This window comes from Paractinoplanes toevensis (genome assembly GCF_018332695.1).
GTDB classification, from domain to species: Bacteria; Actinomycetota; Actinomycetes; order Mycobacteriales; family Micromonosporaceae; genus Actinoplanes; species Actinoplanes toevensis.
The window spans coordinates 111,867-128,161 of the sequence record NZ_BOQN01000059.1; the positions used below are offsets into that span (position 1 = coordinate 111,867).

The 16,295-nt window shown below is 69.2% G+C and carries 12 protein-coding genes; 7 read left to right on the top strand and 5 right to left on the bottom strand.

Going from position 1 to position 16,295, the window contains the following annotated elements; all coding sequences use genetic code 11:
- The first annotated feature begins 1 nt into the window (after nucleotide 1).
- A complete protein-coding gene (locus Ato02nite_RS22665) occupies nucleotides 2–1,009 on the top strand; it encodes an ABC transporter ATP-binding protein (RefSeq protein ID WP_213008590.1) in 1,008 nt (335 codons plus the stop codon).
- A gap of 82 nt (nucleotides 1,010–1,091) precedes the next feature.
- Here Ato02nite_RS22665 and Ato02nite_RS22670 read toward each other — a convergent pair whose 3' ends face one another.
- The 3 genes from Ato02nite_RS22670 to Ato02nite_RS22680 all read right to left on the bottom strand — a co-directional run bounded on the left by Ato02nite_RS22670 (nucleotide 1,092) and on the right by Ato02nite_RS22680 (nucleotide 4,766).
- Nucleotides 1,092–1,382: a chorismate mutase gene (locus Ato02nite_RS22670; RefSeq protein ID WP_213008591.1), complete on the bottom strand. Its 291-nt coding sequence runs from the start codon at nucleotides 1,380–1,382 to the stop codon at nucleotides 1,092–1,094.
- A 233-nt stretch (nucleotides 1,383–1,615) separates the two neighbouring features.
- Nucleotides 1,616–3,454 (bottom strand): bifunctional metallophosphatase/5'-nucleotidase, encoded by a 1,839-nt coding sequence (locus tag Ato02nite_RS22675; protein ID WP_213008592.1) that lies wholly within the window; start codon nucleotides 3,452–3,454, stop codon nucleotides 1,616–1,618.
- Nucleotides 3,455–3,566: 112 nt separating this feature from the next.
- On the bottom strand, nucleotides 3,567–4,766 hold the full coding sequence (locus Ato02nite_RS22680) for a hypothetical protein (RefSeq protein ID WP_213008593.1): 1,200 nt from the start codon (nucleotides 4,764–4,766) through the stop codon (nucleotides 3,567–3,569).
- A gap of 105 nt (nucleotides 4,767–4,871) precedes the next feature.
- Here Ato02nite_RS22680 and Ato02nite_RS22685 point away from each other — a divergent pair, with 105 nt between their 5' ends.
- Nucleotides 4,872–6,779: a hypothetical protein gene (locus Ato02nite_RS22685; RefSeq protein WP_213008594.1), complete on the top strand. Its 1,908-nt coding sequence runs from the start codon at nucleotides 4,872–4,874 to the stop codon at nucleotides 6,777–6,779.
- Nucleotides 6,780–6,823: 44 nt separating this feature from the next.
- Nucleotides 6,824–9,238 (top strand): DNA helicase PcrA, encoded by a 2,415-nt coding sequence (gene pcrA / locus Ato02nite_RS22690; protein ID WP_438873063.1) that lies wholly within the window; start codon nucleotides 6,824–6,826, stop codon nucleotides 9,236–9,238.
- Nucleotides 9,239–9,823: 585 nt separating this feature from the next.
- Here pcrA and Ato02nite_RS22695 read toward each other — a convergent pair.
- Nucleotides 9,824–10,588, bottom strand: a complete 765-nt coding sequence (locus Ato02nite_RS22695; RefSeq protein ID WP_246607311.1) for a M23 family metallopeptidase — start codon at nucleotides 10,586–10,588, stop codon at nucleotides 9,824–9,826.
- Nucleotides 10,589–10,672: 84 nt separating this feature from the next.
- Nucleotides 10,673–11,416 (bottom strand): M23 family metallopeptidase, encoded by a 744-nt coding sequence (locus Ato02nite_RS22700; RefSeq protein WP_213008596.1) that lies wholly within the window; start codon nucleotides 11,414–11,416, stop codon nucleotides 10,673–10,675.
- Nucleotides 11,417–11,808: 392 nt separating this feature from the next.
- Here Ato02nite_RS22700 and icmB point away from each other — a divergent pair, with 392 nt between their 5' ends.
- From icmB to Ato02nite_RS22720, 4 genes are all read left to right on the top strand, one after another.
- Nucleotides 11,809–12,213 (top strand): coenzyme B12-dependent isobutyryl CoA mutase small subunit, encoded by a 405-nt coding sequence (icmB, locus tag Ato02nite_RS22705; RefSeq protein ID WP_213008597.1) that lies wholly within the window; start codon nucleotides 11,809–11,811, stop codon nucleotides 12,211–12,213.
- Between the two features lie 492 nt (nucleotides 12,214–12,705).
- The gene (sucC, locus tag Ato02nite_RS22710) at nucleotides 12,706–13,884 is read left to right on the top strand and encodes an ADP-forming succinate--CoA ligase subunit beta (RefSeq protein WP_213008598.1); all 1,179 of its coding nucleotides are present in this window, start codon (nucleotides 12,706–12,708) and stop codon (nucleotides 13,882–13,884) included.
- Nucleotides 13,885–13,888: 4 nt separating this feature from the next.
- Nucleotides 13,889–14,770: a succinate--CoA ligase subunit alpha gene (sucD, locus tag Ato02nite_RS22715; protein WP_213008599.1), complete on the top strand. Its 882-nt coding sequence runs from the start codon at nucleotides 13,889–13,891 to the stop codon at nucleotides 14,768–14,770.
- 112 nt (nucleotides 14,771–14,882) lie between these two features.
- Entirely contained in the window at nucleotides 14,883–16,295 is a 1,413-nt protein-coding gene (locus Ato02nite_RS22720) for a cell division protein PerM (protein WP_213008600.1), read from the top strand.

Sequence of the window (16,295 nt, forward strand, 5' to 3'; positions counted from 1 at the left end):
TGTGTCCGATCTGGTACTGGATGCCCGTGGCCTGGTGAAACACTTCCCGATTACCCAGGGCATCGTCTTCAGGTCGAAGGTGGGTGCGGTCCGCGCGGTCGACGGCGTCGACCTTCAACTGCGCCGCGGCGAGACGCTGGGCATCGTCGGCGAATCCGGCTGCGGCAAGTCGACCCTGGCAAAACTCCTGGTCGGCCTGGAGAGGCCGACCTCCGGCGAGATCATGGTGCGCGGCGATGACATGGTCCGGCTCTCCGGTCCGGCACTGCGCCGGGCCCGCCGCAACATCCAGATGGTGATGCAGGACCCGTACACGTCGCTCAACCCGCGGATGACGGTCGGTGACATCATCGGCGAGCCCTACGTGATCCACCCCGACGCCGTGCCCCGGTCCGGCCGCGAACGCGCCACCCAGGAACTGCTCGACCTGGTCGGCCTCAACCCCGACCACATCAACCGCTACCCGCACCAGTTCTCCGGCGGCCAGCGCCAGCGGATCGGCATCGCCCGCGCCCTGGCTCTGCGCCCCGAGATCATCGTCTGCGACGAGCCGGTGTCGGCCCTGGACGTCTCCATCCAGGCCCAGGTGATCAACCTGCTCGAGCGGTTGCAGCGGGAGCTGGGCCTCTCCTACATCTTCATCGCCCACGACCTGTCTGTGGTCCGGCACATCTCCGACCGGGTCTCGGTGATGTACCTCGGCAAGATCGTGGAGACCGGTTACCACAAGGCCATCTACGAGCAGCCCACCCACCCGTACACCCAGGCTCTGCTCTCCGCGGTGCCGGTCCCGGACCCGCGCCTGCGCGGCCACCGCGACCACATCGTCCTGGAGGGCGACGTGCCGTCGCCGGCGAATCCACCGTCGGGTTGCCGTTTCCGCACGCGCTGCTGGAAGGCCCAGCCGTACTGCGCCGACCATGAACCACTGCTACAGATCCGCCAGCGGGCCCCACACCCGAGTGCCTGCCATTACGCCGAGGTTCGGGACGTTCTTCACCGCTATTAGTACGGATACCGAGGCGTACCGGACTTCTCCGTTCGCGCCGGCTGCAACACCGGGCCGTCCGCCCGCTGCGGCGGCCCGGAGGCTACAGCGGACCGCGCCCGGCCCGGAGGATCATCAGGGCGATCTGGGTGCCGTCGGGGCCGAGGGCCTCGCGGAAGCGTTCGACGATCTCGCGCTCGCGGGACAGGACCAGGCGGGTGCCGCCGCTGGCGATGCGGGTCTTGCCGACCGCCTGGGAGATGCGGGCCCGCTCCAGCCACAGGTCGATGATGGTCTGGTCGATCTCGTCGATGCGCTCGCGCATCGCGCGGATCTCGTCGGCGGCGAGGGGCTCGCCCGCACCGGTCGTCTGGTCCACCACGTCGGCGGTCATCCTCTGCTCCTCGGGTGCTTGCGCCCCGGTCGACCCGGCCCGGGCAGCAGCAAGCCCCGGGCTGGGAAGCCCGGGGCTTGAAGTAGGTCTGCGCTCAGCGGCCTACGACTGCCGGACTTCCGGTGTCGTAGTAAAAAAATCGTGCCCGCTGAATCACGCGACCGAGTATGCCCCCGGCCGGACGGCCTCCGCAAGGAAACCGCCCGATCCGTGGGACAGCGGCGCGCAGCAGGTCAGGCGATCGTGGCGATCCGGTTGGCCAGGCCCGGGGCCACCGGGGCGGCACCGAGGTAGGCGACGAGGGCGTCGATATCGAAGCCCGGCGCGGTGACCCGGCCGGTGCCGGTGGCCAGGACCGAGAAGCCGTCGCCGCCGTTGGCCAGGAAGTCGTTCGTCGTGACCAGGTAGCTGGTGGCCGGGTCGATGGCGACACCGTTGAGCTTCAGCTCGGTGATCTTCGAGCCGAGCGGCGCCGAAGCGCTCCAGGTGTAGGTCAGCCCGGCCGAGACCTGAAGGGTCTTCGAGCTGGTCTGGCCCTTGTAACCGGAGAACTGCTGCTCCAGGACGTCCTTGATCTGGGCGCCGGTGAAGGTCTGAGTGACCACCAGGTTGTTGAACGGCTGGACGGTGAACGCCTCGCCGTAGGTAACCTGGCCGGCCGCCTCGCCGCCGGCCGACGCGCCCGCGACCAGGTCGGCACGGATGCCGCCCGGGTTCATCAGGGCAATCTGGGCGCCGGCCGACTTGGTGTAGGCGAGCTGCGCGTCGGCGATCACGTCACCGAGCGGGGTCTCGCCGGCCTTGGTCGCGGCGCGGGTGATGTCGGCGGTGATCGTGCCGACGATCTTGTTGGCGATCGGGGCGACCGCCGTACGGTATTTGTCGGCGATCTTCTTGGCGCCCTTGTCGACCGTGTCCGGGTTCTTCAGGTAGACGCCCGACGCGTCCTTCTTCCAGCCGCCGGCGCCGTCCGGGACACCGTTCTCCACGATCACGTTCTTCGCGGTGATCTCGGCGAACCGGCCACTGCGCTTGTCGATCGAGTAGTCGATGTCGGTGATCAGCTGGCCGTTGGTGCCGGCGCTGGTCACGACGCTCGTGCCGGTCTTGTTGGGCAGCGAGCACGAGTAGAAGCGGTGGGTGTGACCCGAGACGACCAGGCCGATCTCCGGGTTGAGGCCCTTCACGATGTCGACCACCGGGCCGGAGAAGTTGAAGCAGTCGGACACGCCCGGGGTCGGGGTGGCCGACGCCTGCGAGCCGCCCTCGTGCAGCAGCAGCACCTGGGCCTTCACACCGAACAGCCGGAGCAGGTTGCTCCACTTGTTGGCGGTCTCGACCTCGTCGGTGAAGTGCACGTTCTTGATGCCGGCCGGGTTGACGATGCCGGCCGTGCCCTCGAGGGTCATGCCGATGAAGCCGACCGGAACGCCGCCGACGAACTTGATGTCGATCGGCGGGAGGATCGGCAGGCCGGTCTTGTTGTCGATGGTGTTCGCGGCCAGGTAGGTGAACTTCGCGCCGGAGAAACCGTCGCCGTCCTGGCAACCGTCGGTCGGGTGGCAGCCGCCACGCTGGAGGCGGATCAGCTCGGCCACGCCCTCGTCGAACTCGTGGTTGCCCACCGAGCTGACCTGCAGGCCGACCTGGTTCATCAGCTCGATCGTCGGCTCGTCGTGGAACGCGGCGCTGACCAGCGGGGTCGCGCCGACCAGGTCGCCGGCGCCGACGGTCAGCGTCGACCGGCCCTCGGCCTTCGCCTCGGCGCGGAGCTTCTTGAGGTATGTCGCCAGGTATTCGACGCCGCCGGCCGGGGTCGACGTGCCGGACGCGTTCACCACGGCACCGGTGCCACTCGGCGGGTCGATCGCGCCGTGGAAGTCGTTGTAGCTGAGGAACTGTCCCTTGACGACCTTCGATCCGTGCGGCAGGCCGGACGACACGCTCACCGGAGTGAACTCGGCGGGCGGGGCGGCCTTCTCCGATTGGCGGGCGATGGGCAGGGCGGCCACGACGGCCAGGGCGAGGGCGGGTGCGGCGAGGTGACGCAACACCCGGCGACGGGGTTCCATAGTTAAGAAAGCTCCCTGATCAGGGGTTAACGGTCAATCAATGTCCGACAGCTTGATCTATCGACGCCGGTGAGCGCTACTACGTTCAGGTGACAACTCTGTTGCCGGTCAGCTATCCGACCTGGTGACTCATCCAATTGACACATGTCGTGGTCACATGTCGGAAATCTGTTCCGAACACACTGCGCGCGGCGTCATCAAGATCGTCCCCCAGTCGCAGTCGCAACCGGACGAACTCCATGGCACGCGGCTCACCGAACGCCGTGACCAGGCAGTCCACGGCGAAGTGTCCCTGCGCGTAGAAGGCGGCGACCTCCTTGTCGCCCGCCCCGTCCCGGAGCGGGCGGGCGGCCAGCTGGGTCGGCTTCCGCAGCGACCAGCGGTTGTACGTGTCGAACGCGCGCTTGGGCTGGGCCCCGATGTACTCCGCGACGCCCTCGACCAGCCACATGTCCTCGTGCCGCGAAGTTACCCCGCCGATCGTGGCCACGTGCCCCAATTCGTGCTGGATCACCTCGCGGAGAGCGGCTCTGTTCGGCAGCCGGCTCGGGTTGATCACCACGTCGGCGCCGGTCCCGCCCAGCGGCTGCATGTAGCCGACCGCCCAGTCGGTGGCCTTACCGCCGTACCAGGTGCGCCAGAGCTTGTCGGTGGCGATGAAGAGGCGATAGCGGGGCTGGCGGTTGTCGACGTACGCCGCGTACCGATCGTCGATGGCCGCGGCGCTCTCGGCGATCGCGAGGATCTCCTTCAGCCGGCCCTTCAACGCCGGCGGGGCGCCCACGGTGACCCGCTTACCCTGGGCGAAGACCAGATCGCCCTTTTCCCAGGGGGTCGGCTGGAGGTCGCTGAGCCGGGTGGCGCGGCCCTCCGCGGTGATCACATTGGACTTGATCGTCAGCCGCTGGGCGATCTTCGGCCGGTCCTTCGGGCAGACCGCGCCGGCGAAGCAGTACGACAGCTCGACCTCGACGACGGGCAGCTTCTTGGCGGTGACCCGGTAGTCCACCGTTGCAACGTGCAGGGCACGGAGGGAGCGGTACAGGTTTTGGTAGCGCTGCCGCAGCGCCGGGGCCACCGGTTTCAGCCAGCCGGCCCGGTCACCCCGGGTCAGCGCCGCGGCCTGGGCGGCCAACACCCGCTCGACCGTTTCCGGCGGCTTCGGGCTGGGCACGGCTGCGACGGCGGGGACCACCCGGGTGGGGTCATCCGGATCGGTGACCAGCACGGACACCGTGATCGCCAGGACCGCGGCCAGGATGAGCCCACCGACGTGCCGAACCCGGTCGTGCGCCCCCGTGCCGTCCCGCACCCGCGCCTCCCCGGCCGGACCAGTCTGTGGACAGAGTGAAACAGACGCTCGTTTCTGTCGCACCCCCTCGGCAAGATGATTGGCATGCGAGCGTGGGGTTGGGTAGTGAGCGTGGGGCTGGGTGTCCTCGTGCTGTCCTTCCTGGTCTTGAACAGCGATCTGCTGGACATCGGCGACAAGCTGGCGAGCGTGATCAGTGGAGCCGTGGCGCTGGCGACTGCCGCAGTGGCGCTGATTGCCCGGGGCCGAGCCGATCCCGCTGGCAGGCTTGACCAGGCGGCCGGTGAGCTCGCGCGACGAGTGCGTCGGCAGTGGACTCGTGAGGCGGCCAATCGTGGCCTGCTGCACGACGATCCCCTACGGGTGCGATGGGCCTCGAGCACACGTCCGGTGCAGTCATCGGCGGCTTCGATCGCCGGGCAGGGTGTGACACGGCTGAAACTGCACGGTGATGTGGTGGGGATCGCCTCGGCATTCCGGCAGTTGCCCCACCGAAAACTCGTGGTGATCGGTTCACCGGGCGCGGGGAAGACCTCCCTGGCGGTGCTGCTGGTCGATGGTTTGCTGGCCGAGCCGTTGGTGGGTGAGCCGGTGCCGGTCCTGCTTGATATCGCGGGGTGGAGCCCGAGGGACCACCTCGATACGTGGCTTGTGCGGCAGTTGGACGAGCTCTATCCATTTCTCGGCAAAGACCTGGCCCGCGACCTCGTTGAGGATGATCGAGTGCTGCCGGTCCTGGACGGGCTGGACGAGATGCCTGCAGCAAGTCAGACGGCTGCCTTCGCTGCGCTCCGGGACGCCTTCGGAGGAAGGCGGCCGTTCGTGCTGACCTGTCGGGCACAGGAGTACGAAGCGCTGACTACTGCGGCCGGCGTTCCGCTCACCCGCACCGCGGTTGTCGAGATCGAACCGGTAGGGGTGGAGGAACTGGTGGCCTACCTTCCGGGCCGCCACATCAATGGCGAGAATCGGTGGGCTGGGGTGGCCGAGGAACTGACCGTCCGGCCAGACGGTGAGCTGGCTCGTGCCCTCGACAGCCCGCTCATGGTGTTCTTGGCCCGGACGGCCTACGACCTGCCGGGCAGTCGGCCCGCCGAGTTGCTCGGTCTCGTTGACCGCGCCGCGATCGAGCGCCATCTGCTTGCCGCATATGTGCCGGCGGCGTACGGGCTACGGTCGCCACCTGCGGCAGGATCGCAGTTGTGCGCCTATGAGCAAGAAAGCGCGGAGCGATGGTTGCGATTCCTGGCGCGTGATCTTCGGCGGAGGCGCTCTCCGGGGATCGCATGGTGGGAGATCCGGCAGGCGGCCACGAGCTGGCTGCAAAAAGTTACGCTCGCTCTCGTCGCGGTGGCCGCAGCCTCGGCGGTTCCACTGGTCAATGGCGATTCGCTGGACGAGGGATGGGTGGCAACGGCGTTCGTCTTCGCCGGTGGTCTGGCTCTGCTCCGGAGAGGCGGACGCGAGCCGATTCGGCTGGGGTTCCGCCCGGCGGTGCCCTTCCTCGTGGTGGCCGTGCTCGGGATCGTCGGCGGGCTCCTCGTGACTGTGCAGGCTGCGCCCTTCGGGTATTTGGTATTCGTGCTGCTCTTCCTTCCGGTGTCGGTCATCATTGCGGCGATCGGCCTCCTCCGGAGTCCGCCGGCCAATCTCGATCAGGCGACGCCTCGCGGATCATTGCGGGCCGAGCGAGTCGCTGCCGCCGTTGTCCTGAGCATGATCGGCATCGTGCCCTTTGTGTCGTTCGCCTACCTCGACAGCCTCCGATCCGGGCTGGAATCCGGGGCCCTTTGGATGCTCATCGCGATTACGGCCATGATCGTCACCAGCGCTCCGGGGCTTGCCTGGGCGGAGTTCGACATCACCCGCCTCTATCTGGCGTTCCGTGGCCGGTTGCCCTTGCGTCTCATGGCGTTCGCCGACGACGCGCACCGTCGCGGGGTGCTCCGGCAAGTCGGCGCCGTCTACCAGTTTCGGCATGCGCGGCTTCAGGCTTATCTCGCGGAAGAGTGACGGCGAAATTCTTGTCGGGGGGTGGGCCTAGACTTGCCAGCGCGATGCGACCTTCCTCTGAAACCCCGAATGAAACCCCGGCCCCGGGCCTCTTCGCCATGCCTGCCGTGCGTGAGCAAGGGGCGCCGAAACGGGCCCCGGCCCAACGGCTGGATCCCGAGTCGTTGCTGGTCGGGCTCAACGGGCCGCAGCGTGACGCGGTCACCCATGCCGGGTCGCCGCTGCTGATCGTGGCCGGTGCCGGGTCGGGCAAGACGCGGGTGCTCACCCATCGCATCGCCTATCTGCTGGCCGAGCGCAACGTGCACCCGGGCGAGATCATCGCGATCACGTTCACCAACAAGGCCGCGGGTGAGATGAAGGAGCGGGTCGCCCACCTGGTGGGTCCGCGAGCCCGGCTCATGTGGGTGTCGACGTTCCACTCGGCCTGCGTGCGCATCCTGCGGGCCGAGCATGATCACGCGGGGCTGAAGTCGACGTTCTCGATCTATGACGCGGACGACTCGCGGCGGCTCATGACGATGGTGATCCGCGAGCTCGACCTCGACCCGAAGCGGTACACGGCGCGCGGTCTCACCGCCCAGGTGTCCAACCTCAAGAACGAGCTGATCGAGCCGGAGGACTTCAAGGGCAACGCGAAGGGCCCGAACGAGCGGGCGCTCGCCGAGGCGTACGAGTTGTATCAGCGCCGTTTGCGCGAAGCGCATGCCCTGGACTTCGACGACATCATCATGGCGACGGTGCACCTGTTCCAGTCGCACCCGCACGTCGCCGAGGCCTACCGACGGCGGTTCCGGCACGTGCTGGTCGACGAATACCAGGACACCAACCACGCGCAATACATGCTGGTCAAGCAGTTGGTGGGGGAGAAGGGCGGCGAGGTGCCGCCGGGCGAGCTGTGCGTGGTGGGCGACGCCGACCAGTCGATCTACGCGTTCCGCGGCGCCACCATCCGCAACATCCTGGAGTTCGAGCGCGACTACCCGGACGCCCGGACGATCCTGCTGGAGCAGAACTATCGCTCGACCCAGACGATCCTGTCGGCGGCCAACGCGGTGATCGACCGGAACACCTCGCGCAAGCCGAAGCGGCTGTGGAGCGACCAGGGCGCCGGCGAGCAGATCGTCGGCTACGTGGCCGACACCGAGCACGCCGAGGCCGACTGGGTGGCCCGCGAGATCGACCGGCTGCACGACCGGGAGGACATCCGCCCGGGTGACGTGGCCGTCTTCTACCGCACCAACGCGCAGTCCCGGGTGTTCGAGGAGGTGTTCATCCGGGTCGGCCTGCCCTACAAGGTGGTCGGCGGGGTGCGCTTCTACGAGCGCAAAGAGGTGCGCGACGCGCTGGGCTACCTGCGCGCGGTCGTGAACGACGACGACACGGTCAGCATCCGGCGGGTGCTCAACACCCCGAAACGCGGCATCGGCGAGCGGGCCGAGGCGTGCGTCGAGGCGCTGGCGTCGCGCGAGCGCATCTCGTTCGGGCAGGCGTTGCGGCACGCCAAGGACGCCCCGGGCATCGCCGCCCGTTCGGCCAACAGCATCAACGACTTCGTGCAGCTCCTCGACGACCTGCGGGTGATGGCGCTGGCCTCCCCGCCGGAAGAGGTGCTGGAGGCGGTGTTGCAGCGGTCCGGCCTGCTCAGCGAGCTGGAGGAGAGCCTCGACCCGCAGGACCAGGGCCGGGTGGAAAACCTGCAGGAGCTGGTGAGCGTCGCCCGGGAGTACACCGAGCGGGTCGAGGGGCAGGACGAGTCGGCCACGCTCGCGGGCTTCCTCGAGCAGGTGGCGCTGGTCGCCGACGCCGACCAGCTGCCCGACGACGACCCGGACAACCAGGGCGTGGTCACGCTGATGACGCTGCACACGGCCAAGGGCCTGGAGTTCCCGGTGGTGTTCCTGACCGGCCTCGAGGACGGCGTCTTCCCGCACATGCGCGCGCTCGGCGACAACACCGAGCTGGAGGAGGAGCGGCGGCTGGCCTACGTCGGGATCACCCGCGCCCGCCAGCGGCTCTACCTGTCCCGGGCGGTCACCCGGGGCGCGTGGGGTCAGCCGCAGTACAACCCGCCGTCCCGCTTCACCGACGAGCTGCCGCCCGAGCTGATCCGCTGGGAGCGCACCGCCGGCAACTACACGTCCTGGTCGGGCACCGGTGGCGGGGTGGGCGGCCGGGCCGGCGGCGACCGGTCCCGCGGTGGCGGCTTCGCCGGGGGCACGCCCAAGGCGCAGCAGCTCGCCAGCCGTCTCGGCATCGACGCCAGCAAGCTGGCGACCGCGAGCGAGCTGCCGCAGACGCCGAAGGTCGCGGTCGGCGAGCGGGTCAACCACCAGCGGTACGGTCTGGGCCGGGTGGTCGCGGTCGAGGGGCAGGGGCCGGGCGCCCGAGCCCAGATCGACTTCGGCGAACAGGTGATGTGGCTGATCCTGCGACACGCCCCGATCGAGAAGATCTAGAGATCTTTCGGGTCGAGGGTCCTACCGATTCCAGAAAGGACGACCCCCACCCGAGCTTCCTGGAAACGGAGGGCGGGACCCTTCCCGCGGAGACCTTTCCGTACGGTCCGGCTCACTCCCGTGGCACTCGGTCTCGGCAGTTGCAACACACCCTCCGCGCGCCCGCTGCGGGCGGGCCCGGCCAAGCTCGCAACCCCGACCCGCCCACCGAACAGTCCCGGGCGACGGCCACCGACCCCCTCAGGACGGTCGCCGCTCTCGGATACCGGGTCGTCGTCCCGCCTCCCAGGCACGGTCCCGCCCGATGAACGCCGCTGCCACATCCTGAACCACCCAGCGGTCAGAAGAACACGACATACCGTCTATGTCCGGCCCCGCGGACTCCACTAGATGCGATCTTGTGAACATGCCGTGCGGACAGAGTATTCGCTGCTCTTCCTCCCGTCTGCCAGCAGGGCGATCGCTTGCCGCGAACTGGCTCGGGTCGTCAAGCCGGGGGGTTATCCGGTGACGGCGTTCAAGGCCGGCGATGGCGAACTCCGGCGTACCGACAAGCTGGCGGTTCCGCCAAGTCGCTGAGAAGTGTCAAGCACAGCCGGGGATGTCTACGCCGTGCAGGCGCATCCAGGCGGTCGGTTCCACGGGGTTCTGGTAGAAGCCCTGGTGCACCTCGAAGTGCAGGTGCGGGCCGGTGGAGTGCCCGGTCGAGCCCTCGTTGCCGATCTGCTGCCCGGCGGCGACCCGTTGCCCGGCCACCACGGTGATCAGCGACAGATGCCCGTAGTGGGTGAGCCAGCCGTCCCCGTGATCGATCAGGACGGCGTTGCCGTACCCCTGGGCCACGCCGGCCCGCACCACGACGCCGGCGCCGGCCGCGACGATCGGTGACCCGGCCGGGGCGGCCATGTCGACGCCCTCGTGCTGCCGTCCCCAGCGGGGCCCGAAGCAGGACGTGACCCGGGCGGTCGGATTGGGGTTGCGCCAGGCGGTCCCGCCGCCGGCGGCGACGGTGGCTTGCGGCCGCGACTTCTGCTGTACGCCCTGGGCGCCGGCCCCGGAGATGACGTCCGCGCCCCGGGCGACCGGCGTCCGGCCTCGTCCCGCGCCGCGTTCCCGGAGCACCTCGGGCGGCACCGCGTCGACATCCGCGAGAAAGGCGGGTGCGGGATCAGGAACCGCCGGCATGTGATGGTGCCGGTCGTTGGCGGCCGCCGCGGTGCCACCGGCGATCCCGGTGACCAGGGCGGCGCCGAGGACCGCGGTCAGCGCGATGTTGCGCCCGTGCGGACGAGTCGCCCGGTGGCGGGCCTGATTTGGCTTGCGGTGGCGACCGGCGGCTTGCTGAGGCACGCGCGTGACCCCTCCCGGCAGGCGACAACAACCGACACAAGGCCTGTCGGCCCGGTTTCGGTGTGCCTGAGCGGGAAGAAAGGATCAGGAAGCGGCGGCGGCCATGCCGGCGTACACCGACTCGACCTGAAGCTTGATGTCGACGCCGCGATCACGCAGGTAGGGGATCGGGTCGACCGGGTTGCCACCGACGTGGATCTCGAGGTGCAGGTGCGTGCCGTACGAGGCGCCGGTGTTGCCGACGAGGCCGATCACCTGGCCCGCCTTGACCTGCTCGCCGACTTTCACCAGCACGCGCCGGGAGTGGGCGTAGATGACCTCGGTGCCGTCCGTGTTCTGAACGGTGATCGAGTAGCCGTAGGCGCCGTAGTAGCCCGCCTGGATCACCTTGCCGGCGTGGATCGACTTGTAGGGAACGCCCTCCGGGGCGGCCAGGTCGATGCCGGCGTGCAGCTTGCCCCAGCGGATGCCGTAGGCCGAGGTGAAGGTGAACTCGTCGATCGGCAGCAGCCAGACGTCGGCGGCGGCTTCCTCGGCGCTGACCTTCTCCTTGCTGACGGCGGTGCGGTCTTCGCTGCGGGAGGCTTTCTCATCGGTGGAGCGGTCGGCGATCGCGTCGTCGGTGGTGCTGTGCGCGCTGGCGAGTCCCTGCAGAACTTCGGGGTTTACCGCCTTGGCATCGGGAAAGTTGGAACCGGCCCCGATAGCGACCACACCCGCGCCGATGAAGGCGGAAGTGACGACGACCGCGTAGCGACTGCGGGGAGGGGTGGGTACGCGGCGACGACCGCGATACCGATCGGGCTCAGACGACAAGCGCTGGCGCACGAACAACCCTCCGTCGATGGCATTTCGTCGGTGGCTCCGCCGGCCCAAAACTCTGGGTTAACGGTGGCCCTCCGAGCCGCCGGTTCGGGGTTAACCGATCGGCAGCCGGAGGCCACGGTAACGAAACGGCAGCCGGGTCACAAGTCGCAGCGCCAATTCCCTGACAGTTCCTGGTCCGCTTTGCGCAGCGAATGTCCGAATTCGTTACCTTTCTCATGCGTCATCGTTGCCCACTCTCTGTGATTGGCACGAAAGCGCAAAGTCAGATCACTCTGAATACATTTTCCGTCACCCTAGGTGATCTCAGTTGCCGGAGCCGACTACCCGGCCCGGGGCGGGCAGGTTACCGTTCGTTCAGGACAACGGTGTTCCGCTGGACACGGAGGGTCGGTATGCAGGCTCGCATCAGGGTGGTCGTGGCCAAGCCCGGGCTGGACGGGCACGATCGTGGTGCCAAGGTGGTGGCCCGCGCGCTGCGTGACGCGGGTATGGAGGTGGTCTACACCGGCCTGCACCAGACGCCGGAGCAGATCGTCGAGACGGCTATTCAAGAAGACGCCGACGCGATCGGTTTGTCCGTTCTGTCCGGCGCGCACATGACTCTGTTCCGCAGGGTGATCGAGCTATTGGCAGAACGTGACGCAGGCGACATCGTCGTATTCGGCGGAGGCATCATTCCGGCCGACGACATTGCCGAATTGGAAGGCCTCGGGGTCGCGAAAATTTTCACACCGGGGGCCACCACGGCATCCATCATCGAATGGGTGCGCGCCAATGTGAGTACGTCGGTGGCGTAGTGACCAGGAACAACTCGTCGGCCGTAGCCAAATGGCTACGGCCGGTTGTGTTTCCGGCGGCTGCGGAAGGCGGTGCGGAAGACGCCGCGGAAAGCGACTGAGGAAGAAGGCAAGGGGAGAGGCCGGACGCACCCCTCACACGTCCGGCCTCTCTATGCACGATGCCCCGCCGCCACCCCTCGACCGACAGGGCATCGGCCGCTTCACCAGATCGCCGTAGCGTTCCGACACCACACTCAACGACGCCCTCTCGGGGCGGTTACGCGGCGGTGCGGGAGTTTTTCGAGTGCCCCCTGGAGTGGGTGTGGTGTGTGGTCTTGCACACCGCGCACCCGCCGCTACGGGGCGCGTCCGCCGCTCGCTACTCTGCGAATGAAGGCCCTTCGGGCCGGACATTCTTCACGCCGGCGACGCCACAGGCCGCCGCGCACACAGGTCGGGACGCAATGGTGCGGCTTGCCGGCGCTTGGCGTCGCGAGCGAAAGGAGACACGTGGACCTGTTCGAGTATCAGGGGCGTGACCTGTTCGAACGGCACGGGCTGCCCGTGCTGGGCGGCGGTGTCGCCGAGACCCCGCAGGAGGCCCGCGCGATCGCGGAGCGCCTGGGTGGCAAGGTCGTCGTCAAGGCGCAGGTGAAGGTCGGCGGCCGGGGCAAGGCCGGCGGCGTCAAGCTGGCCGACGGTGCCGACGAGGCCGAGGCCCGTGCCACCGACATCCTGGGCATGGACATCAAGGGCCACACGGTCCACAAGGTGATGCTGGCCGAGACGGCCGACATCAAGGAGGAGTACTACTTCTCCTACCTGCTCGACCGGGCCAACCGCACCTTCCTCTGCATCGCCAGCGTCGCCGGCGGCATGGAGATCGAGACGGTCGCCGAGGAGCAGCCGGACCGGGTCGCCAAGATCGCGATCGACGCCAGCAAGGGTGTCGACGAGGCGAAGGCCCGCGAGATCGTCGCCGCGGCGCAGTACCCGGCCGAGGTCGCCGAGCAGATCGTCGACATCGCGGTGAAGCTGTGGCAGGCCTTCGTGGCCGAGGACGCCACGCTGGTCGAGGTCAACCCGCTGGCCAAGGTCGGCGACGGCCGGGTGCTGCTGCTGGACGCCAAGATCACGCTGGACGAGAACGCGTCGTTCCGGCACCCCGACCACGAGGCGCTGGTCGACCAGTCCGCGGTCGACCCGCTGGAGCAGGCGGCCAAGGCCAAGAACCTCAACTACGTCAAGCTGGACGGCGAGGTCGGCATCATCGGTAACGGTGCCGGTCTGGTCATGTCCACCCTCGACGTGGTGGCCTACGCGGGCGAGGCGCACGGCGGCGTCAAGCCGGCCAACTTCCTCGACATCGGTGGCGGCGCCAGCGCCCAGGTGATGGCGAACGGCCTGGAGATCGTGCTCGGCGACCCGGCGGTCAAGTCGGTCTTCGTGAACGTCTTCGGCGGCATCACCGCCTGCGACGCGGTGGCCAACGGCATCATCCAGGCCCTCGCCCTGCTCGCCGAGCGCGGCGAGACCGTCACCAAGCCGCTCGTGGTGCGCCTCGACGGCAACAACGCCGAGGAAGGCCGGGCCATCCTCGACAGCGCCAACAACCCGCTGGTCCAGCGGGTGGACACGATGGACGGAGCGGCCGAGCGCGCCGCCGAACTCGCGGCTGCGGGGAAGTGACCTAATGGCTATCTGGCTCACCAAGGACTCGAAGGTCATCGTCCAGGGCATCACCGGCTCGGAGGGCTCCAAGCACACCAAGCGGATGCTCGCGGCCGGCACCAACGTGGTCGGCGGCGTGAACCCGCGCAAGGCCGGCACGACGGTTGACTTCGACGGCACCTCGCTGCCGGTCTTCGCGACCGTCGCCGAGGCGATCAAGGAGACCGGCGCGGACGTGTCGGTCATCTTCGTCCCGCCGGCGTTCACCAAGGCCGCGGTCGTCGAGGCCATCGAGGCCGAGATCCCGCTCGCCGTGGTGATCACCGAGGGCGTGCCGGTGCAGGACTCGGCGGCGTTCTGGGCGCTCAATCTGGACCGCGGACAGAAGACCCGGATCATCGGCCCGAACTGCCCGGGTATCGCCTCGCCGGGCGCGTCGAACGCCGGCATCATCCCGGCCGACATCACCCCGGCCGGCCGGATCGGCCTGGTCAGCAAGAGCGGCACGCTGACCTACCAGATGATGTACGAGCTGCGCGACATCGGCTTCTCCACCTGTGTCGGCATCGGCGGCGACCCGATCATCGGCACCACCCACATCGACGCGCTGAAGGCGTTCCAGGACGACCCGGACACCGACGCGATCGTGATGATCGGTGAGATCGGTGGCGACGCCGAGGAGCGGGCCGCCGAGTTCATCAAGGCGAACGTCACCAAGCCGGTGGTCGGCTACATCGCCGGCTTCACCGCCCCGCCCGGCAAGACCATGGGTCACGCCGGCGCGATCATCTCCGGCTCGGCGGGCACCGCCGACGCCAAGAAGGCGGCCCTCGAGGCCGTCGGCGTCAAGGTCGGCAAGACCCCGAGCGAGACCGCGCGGCTCATGCGCGAGGTCATGAGCTGATTTGGTACGGCGTAGAGCGGCGCGCCGTCGTCCGGGTCCCGGTGACCCGAATGGCGGCGCGCCGCTGTATCTGCGTCGCCGCAAGCCCTCTCTCGTGGAAAAGTAGGCGGCGATGCCGAGCACAACCGACCGTCCCGACGACTCGGAAGACCCGTTCGCGGTCGCCGAGGCGACTCTCGACGTGCGAGAGACCGGGCGGGAGACGGTGCCGATCGAGCGCCCGACCGAGCCGATCGACCGGCCGACCGGTGCTCTCGAGGCCGGTGACCGGCCGACCGTGCTGGTCGACGAGAAGAAGCTCGGCGAACAGCCCACGGTCAAGGTCCCCGGGCAGCGCAAGCCGCCGCCACGCAGCCGGCACGCCCCGCTGCCGGTCGCGGTCGCGTTCGCCACGCTGTGGTCCGCCGCCCTCTGCTACCTGCCGGTGGCCGCGGTCATCGGCATGGCCCGCACCCTCGAAGGGCAGGGCGGCCTCGGCGGTGCCGCGCACGCCGGGCTGGCCGGCTGGCTGCTCGGGCACGGCGTGCCGATCGGCACCTCGATCGGACCGCTGGGCCTGCCGCCGTTGCTGCTCACGGTCCTCATCGTCTGGCGGCTCAACCGGGCCGGCCTGCACGTGACCCGCGCGATCGGTGCCCGGCGTACGGGCCGGATCGGCGACGCGCTGCTGGTGGCGTTCAGCATCGCGCTCACCTATTCGCTGCTCGGCTCGGTCGCGTCGCTCGCCGTCGACGGCAAGGGCACCGAGGTCACCCCGGCCCGGGCCGCGATCAACTTCTTCGTGCTCGGCCTGCTCGGCGCGCTGGCCGGGTCGCTGCGCGGCACCGACGCGCTCGGCGTGCTGGCCCGCCGCACCCCGCGCCCGCTGCGCGACGGCCTGCGTACCGGAGTGATGGCCGCTCTGTTCATCCTGGCCGCGGGGGCCGCGGTGACCGGCCTGTCGGTGGCGGTGGACGGCGGCCAGGCCGCCGAGACCATCTCCGTCTATCAGACCGGGGTGGCCGGGCAGGCCGGCATCACGCTGGTCAGCCTCGCCTACGGGGCGAATGCGACGGTGTGGGCGGCCGCCTACCTGCTCGGTCCGGGCTTCGCGCTCGGCACCGGCTCGGAGATCGGGCTCACCGGCGTGGTGGTCGGCAAGCTGCCGGCGCTGCCGCTGCTGGCCGGGGTGCCGGACGGGCCGTTGGGTGCGGGTGGCGCGGTGCTGCTGGCCGTTCCGGTGCTGGCCGCCGTGGCCGCCGGCTGGCTTCTCGTGCTGCGGTTGCAGCGCAGCGACCGCCTCGGCGAGAAACCCGCCCTGCCGTGGTCGCGGGTGCTGGGCGGGAGCCTGCTCGCCGGTCCCGCGGCCGGCCTGGTGCTGGGGGTTGCGTGCCGCGCGTCCGGTGGGTCGCTCGGCGACGGCCGGCTCGCCACGATCGGACCGGACCCCTGGCAGGTCGGACTGGTCGCGACGGTCATGGTGGCGGTGTCGGCCTCGCTGGGCGCGGCGGCCGCCCGTACCTTCGCACCCGCCCCGAAAGCGTGA